Source organism: Paenibacillus pabuli NBRC 13638, assembly GCF_001514495.1.
Lineage (GTDB): Bacteria > Bacillota > Bacilli > Paenibacillales > Paenibacillaceae > Paenibacillus > Paenibacillus pabuli.
The window spans coordinates 1-6,044 of sequence record NZ_BCNM01000051.1; the positions used below are offsets into that span (position 1 = coordinate 1).

8 protein-coding genes are annotated in these 6,044 nt (G+C 46.1%); 2 read left to right on the forward strand and 6 right to left on the reverse strand.

Annotation, left to right across the window (positions count from 1 at the left end):
* Nucleotides 1-62 precede the first annotated feature (62 nt).
* Complete coding sequence (locus tag PPA03S_RS31860) at nucleotides 63-488, forward strand: Rrf2 family transcriptional regulator (protein WP_062330038.1); 426 nt, start codon at nucleotides 63-65, stop codon at nucleotides 486-488.
* A gap of 164 nt (nucleotides 489-652) precedes the next feature.
* Entirely contained in the window at nucleotides 653-1,510 is an 858-nt protein-coding gene (locus tag PPA03S_RS31865; RefSeq protein WP_062330039.1) for an SDR family oxidoreductase, read from the forward strand.
* A 487-nt stretch (nucleotides 1,511-1,997) separates the two neighbouring features.
* On the opposite strand, the gene PPA03S_RS31870 is transcribed toward PPA03S_RS31865, so the two are convergent.
* The 6 genes from PPA03S_RS31870 to PPA03S_RS31895 all read right to left on the reverse strand — a co-directional run.
* The gene (locus tag PPA03S_RS31870) at nucleotides 1,998-2,534 is read right to left on the reverse strand and encodes an RNA 2'-phosphotransferase (protein WP_062330040.1); all 537 of its coding nucleotides are present in this window, start codon (nucleotides 2,532-2,534) and stop codon (nucleotides 1,998-2,000) included.
* 31 nt (nucleotides 2,535-2,565) lie between these two features.
* Nucleotides 2,566-3,006, reverse strand: coding sequence for an Imm48 family immunity protein (imm48, locus tag PPA03S_RS31875; protein WP_062330041.1), 441 nt, complete (start codon nucleotides 3,004-3,006; stop codon nucleotides 2,566-2,568).
* Between the two features lie 141 nt (nucleotides 3,007-3,147).
* A complete protein-coding gene (locus PPA03S_RS31880) occupies nucleotides 3,148-4,044 on the reverse strand; it encodes a nucleotidyl transferase AbiEii/AbiGii toxin family protein (RefSeq protein ID WP_245683786.1) in 897 nt (298 codons plus the stop codon).
* 37 nt (nucleotides 4,045-4,081) lie between these two features.
* Nucleotides 4,082-4,663, reverse strand: coding sequence for a hypothetical protein (locus tag PPA03S_RS31885; RefSeq protein ID WP_062330042.1), 582 nt, complete (start codon nucleotides 4,661-4,663; stop codon nucleotides 4,082-4,084).
* Nucleotides 4,664-5,054: 391 nt separating this feature from the next.
* A complete protein-coding gene (locus tag PPA03S_RS31890; RefSeq protein ID WP_062330043.1) occupies nucleotides 5,055-5,285 on the reverse strand; it encodes a hypothetical protein in 231 nt (76 codons plus the stop codon).
* A 72-nt stretch (nucleotides 5,286-5,357) separates the two neighbouring features.
* Nucleotides 5,358-6,044, reverse strand: a 687-nt coding sequence (locus PPA03S_RS31895) for a hypothetical protein (RefSeq protein ID WP_217998987.1), incomplete at its 5' end; no start/stop codon positions are given.

Here is a 6,044-nt window from a genome sequence, read left to right on the forward strand (position 1 = left end):
ATAAAAAAAATTGACAACCAAACATTTTGTAACTATTATAGTTACAACGGTGGTGATCATCCATGAAACAAATCAGCAGTCGCTTTTCCATTGCGGTTCATACACTGTCCCTGGTTGCTGTAGTGCCCAATGAGTGCACTGGAGATTTTATCGCCAAAAGCGTGAATACAAATCCCGTGATTATTCGGCGGATCATGTCCAAACTGAAACAAGCGGGCCTGATTGAAGTCAGACCCGGTGTCGGCGGTGCTTCCTTGTTGAAGGACCCGGCAGACATTACCCTTTTGGATATATATCGAGCACTTGAGGTCGTAGAGGATGGGGAGTTGTTCAACTTCCACAAACATCCGAATCCAAATTGTCCAGTTGGCAGCATGATCGAACAAACTTTGCGCGCCGAACTTATTGAGGCTCAGACAGCCATGGAGCAGCGCTTGAATCGTGTAACGATACAACAGATGATGGATCAGGTTCACGTCTCTGAATAAAAAAGCTCATTGCGAGCTTTTTTTAAACCTTTCGTTGTAATCACACCTGTTATAACACTTTTGATTACATCCATATGCAAGCAATAACCGTATACGACTTATCTGGCTTGAGTTAAGCAAGTCGTATCCAACCAACAACACATATCCCAGAGGAGGAAATATCAATGAAAATTTTGGTTACTGGCGCAACAGGTCATTTGGGTTCACTGGTCGTAGAGGCTTTGTTAAAATTGGTGCCAGCCGGGGATTTGGCAGTAAGTGTACGCAACCTGGAGAAAGCGGAATCGCTGCACGCTCAAGGTATTGACGTGCGTCAAGGTGATTTCGATCAACCTGAAACGTTGGTGAACGCTTTTGCCGGTGTAGACCGTCTGTTGCTCATCTCGACTGATGGTGACAATGAAACGCGTATTCGCCAACATCAGGCTGCTGTTGAGGCTGCCAAGAACGCAGGCGTTGGCTTCATCGCTTATACCAGCGTTGTGAATGCAGAGAATAACACTTTGTCCCTCGCTGAAGTTCACCGCGCTACAGAAAAAGTTATTCGTGAATCCGGCATTCCGTATTCCTTCCTGCGCAACAACTGGTACCTGGAAAATGAAGCAGGCAGTGTGCAAGCAGCTACGCAAGGTGCACCTTGGGTTCATGCCACCAACGACAGCCAAGTAGGCTGGGCTACCCGTAGTGACTACGCCCATGCCGCTGCAGCTGTACTTGCAGGTGAAGGACATGAGAATACCGTGTATGAATTGTCTGGCAAACTACGCACTCAAGCTGAACTGGCTGCCATTGTTGGTGAAGTGCTTGGACAGGAAATCAACGTGCAAAACGTCGATGATGCAGCTTACGCTGACATCATGAAAGGGGCAGGCCTGCCAGACTTTGTCGTCTCCATGCTCGTAGATATGCAAAGTGCCATCCGTGAAGGCGCTCTGGCAATAGAGAGTGATACACTGGAGACATTGCTTGGCCGTCCGGCTCAACCATTGAGCGAGGGTGTTAAAGCGATTTTGGGCAAGTAAGTTTTGGGTATGAAAGCACTCCAGATCCGAATTCTCTCTGATGTATTAATAATGAAGAGTAGAGTCGAAATCAAAAAGGGACACATCAACGAATGTTGAATGTGTCCCTTTTGGTGTAGTTAAGAACTTAACACGATATGAAAGCTGAACAGATCACTTATACTAATGCGTGTCTTCAAACCCACTGAAAGCGGATGCTGACCTGCACATTGTCAGGGCATGGCATCTTGAATATACAAGTAAGCGAGCACTAACTAACGAATCGGAGGCGTCTTATTCAGGGATTTGAAGTGAGCACAGAAATCTAAGAAACCTGAGAAACGCTAAATCAGAATAAACAGCCGTTTACAGCGTTTTTGTCAGGAGTTTCAGGAAATAACGTGTCTGAGGTTCCTTCTTTTTTTCGAAAGAGCACTGAAGGTGAAATAAGACGTCCTGAGTTCCTTAGAAAAGGGTCTACTAACCGGCTTGGACTTCGAGACAGTAATTATTGCTCGATATAACGTGCCGGAATGTGATCAGCCAGCCAAATATTTTCGTTCCCATGATAGAAGAAAATTCCGTCCTTGACCGCTTGAGCGGCATTAATTTTCAAAATAACGGGCCGGTCATCGCGTCTTCGTCCCACCTGTTTGGCAGTATCTATATCTGCGGACAAATGTACATATTGCCTCTGCCGAGGCTGTAAGCCTTGTTCCATGATGGAAGTAACCGACCGCAGGGGCGTACCATGATAGAGTATCTCCGGTGGGTCGGCAGGTGTTTTGGATATCTTTTGCGGAGTCGAATGACCATATAATGCCCGGATGCGGCCGAAACGGATCTCATGTCTCTTTTTCTCCGAAGCTTGAATCATTTGCTCCAGATCGGCTTCCGTTACTTCCTTCCACTGTGGACTTTCATGCAAAGCCACTAACAATTGAGGAATCTCCACCCAGCCTTCTTCGTCCAGCTCTAACTCATACTCCCAAGGGGCGTGACGCAAGGCGTAGGAGAGTTCCTTGCTTAATTTCATCAGATCCATTGCGACCATCTCCCAATCTACTTACTCTCTTCTATCTCTCCGGTTGTACCGCAGCCAAAATTTCCTGAATGTTGTGGGCCAGCCCTTCATCGTCCTCTTGATTGAATTGACGGTGTCCATCAATCCCGCGTTGGATAATCGTGTTCATCACGGGATGAACTTCCCTGTCTGATGCCACCCGAATTAGGTCATCCGCAAAATCCACAGCCTGCTGCTCACTATAGTTAAACGGTTTAATTAGCATCCGAATGCTCAATGCATGAGCCTGCGGCTCCGCAAGCTGATCCCGATGAGTAATGCCATACACAGCGCCAAAACCAAATGCTGCAATAACCTGACGTTCCAGTTCCGTTGTCTGCTCCAGAGGCGTACCGATCAGATCACAAATTTTGCCTACCATCTGCTCCAGCTCGTTTGCAGCCGCAGCCAAAATTACGTCATTAATATCTTCAGCGTTGATAAAGTCAGTCATGTTGTATTTCTCCATTTCTGAGCCGTATTGGATCCATTCTCTCAGACTCTATGAACACATTGTATCGGAGTTTGGGTGTTCGTTTCAAATCCATCTACGGTTAGACAATCAATGATCCAGGTTATTTGTAAATGAGAAGCTCTATTTGTGCGTAGTACAACTTGGTAAGTGTTCATATGCGTCACTGTTAATCCCGGCGTGATTCATCGTTTGGCGCAGCCCGGAGACAAACTCCATAAAGTATACTTCAGGGCTACGGCTTCCAGCAAAATACTGCAGATCATAATCGTGGTTTAACCTCGAATACACATCATGCAAATCGTCAACCAGTATCTTTTTCATATCCTCTCTCGTAATGACTGGGTCCATACTGCACTCGTTGACCAGGGTCTGTAGTGTCTCCTGCAGAGCCTGTTGATCGTATGACGGGTTAGACAACAGATGCTGCAAATCATACAAGTCTTTGAATCGGGGCCTCACTATCGTTTGATGCAGCTTCCAAGCAATTTGAATGGAGAGTGGCACGGTGTGAGGAACGACGAAAGCTTCACCAACCATGGGTTGATACGATAGCTGAATAGACTTCTCGTCCAATTCGAGGTTAAAGGATATATCAAGATGCAGTTCATCCTGATACTCATTTTCGTTCCTTGGTTCACTATCAATATAGAAGGCAAGCTCCGTGTTCACTGTTGGAAAATCATCCGCCATCGCGTAGTCTATTCTGCGCCAGAAGGCATTCTCACTAAAGCTTCGGAATACGATACCGTCATTCAGATCCGTCTCCGTCACCCGGATCATCCAGTCTGTAAATATTTCATTGGCCTGATCCTCAGTCTCAATTCGACCTACATACAAAAAATCGATGTCATCAACATAACGAACATTGGGATTCTCCAAATACTGTCTTGTTAGCAAACTTCCCTTTAATACAAATGGACTATTTACCAGAGAGGCGCGCTTTAATAGAGCTTCCAACACAACAATGAACCTCTCATCCTCATTCAAGCTATGTAATTGTACGTTTTTTCCAGACACCCGTTCTCCTCCTCTATTCATCGTACTTAACATTCGGTTAGATCCATCCACGATCCAGTTCTTCCCGGCTGTCGTAGATGCACAGTTCATATTGCTGTTTTAATAGTTCGATCTTGTTCTGTTGTAAGATATGATGTATCTTCTCTACTCTGCTGTAGAATTTTTCAGAACTATTATATTCTCTGACCGTAACAAATCTAATTTTCCCATTCGCATTCAGCGAGTTCCTTGAAATATGCCCACCATCACCTTCACATAGCTCCTTTAATCTTTCTACATCATCCACCTGTACTTTGCCATGCCATTCAAAATACGGGGTGGAATGCGCAACCATTCGCTGATGAAAATACTTCTCTTCCTTCGCCGGAACCTCTACCTTTATTCGTACAACTGTAAAGTCGTTATCTTGGAACCTTGTGACCATCTGTTTAATAATGCTGTTCACTTCATCAAAATCAGTACTATGTATTAAGCCTGTAATCATCGGCTGATGGATGTATTCACCCTGATCCAGCACGATCATAACCGGTTTAACTTGCTCCACCCGACACAGTTCAATAAAACTTTCCTTCTCTTCAAACGTTAAATCATTCACTGTGATATGAAACTCAAATTCCATTTATTCACTCCCTGTCGTTTCTCTATGATGCTATATGTAATCGTTATTTGTCATCGAAGTCACTGAATAACCTTCTAAGTTATTCATCGGTTTCCTGTTTTGTATTCTTTATTCAAATGTTGGCACTCCGTAGTATAGAATTTTTGGAGACAAAAACTAACTTGTTAAAATATAAATATATCTTTTTATCATCCCCCTAATCTTAGATTCAAGTAAGCTACTGTACACGGTTATATGATAATAGCCATTATCGACACTGCAGATAGTAAGGTCCCGTCAGCACATATTGCACTTCTCCCGCATAACGGAACGGATTCACACGCTGTTCTCTCGAGGATAGCATGTTCCCGAAGGCATCATAGGTGTACGAGTTCAGGATCTGGCCTTGTTGTCACGTCAAGTGGGTTACGTCACCGTGGATATTATTTACATAATAAGCCACATCGCCCTGATCGTCCAGTTGCGTTAGCCATTCATGACCACGGATATAGGATGCCAGCACCCGCTCCGTTTCGTCCAACTCATTGACGACACGCCAGCCGTCATGTATGAAATGGCGTACAGTTCCGTTCGTATCCAGCCTACTGCGCAAACCTTCCGGATCATAACCGTGCTGTACCACACCGCCCTCTGCTTGCTCGACTCGAATCGCCCGGTTGAATGCATCATAAGTGTAGTTTATCGCCCGATCCCCTTAATGCTCCTGAATCAGATTGCCTTGCGCATCGTAAGCATAACGGATGTTTTTCACGCTTGCATGCTCATTCGATCTACCTTGCTCCCCGTTCCCCTCCTGCAATGCTTCCTCAATCAGGCTGAGCAGACGGTTCCTTGTATCATACGTATAGCTTGTCCGTTGTCCGTTCCAGACACGAGAAATTCGGTTGCCTGCGGCGTCATAGGCCAGTTGCTCCGTGCCATATCCGGCATACCGGGCTTCAACCAATCGATCCAGTGCATCGTAACGATACTCTGCGCGATCTTCCGTTCCATAACAGCCGATCGTGTTCCCGCTCCGGTCATACGCATATCTGTTGTCTAGCAATACGATGCCATCCGCCGCACAGGTGTGGAGCCGTGATACCTGTCCTTCCGGCGTATATTCATATGCGGTCTGCACACCGTTTCCGTATAGCATAGACGCGATTCGGTTGCCTGTTGCATAGGTGTACTGAGCCAGATCTTTCTCCCCTTGCCGAATGGAAACAACCCGCCCCACCGGATCATGGACGTATTCAACGCGCGTTCCGCCAGCATCCGTGCGGGCCAGTGTTCGGCCTTCTGCATCATACTCGTAGCGCAGCACTGGACGCGGAGCCGTGTCCTTCGCCTGTTTCGTCAGGTCATCCATTCGGCTCAGATATTTGGCCGTGAGCAAACG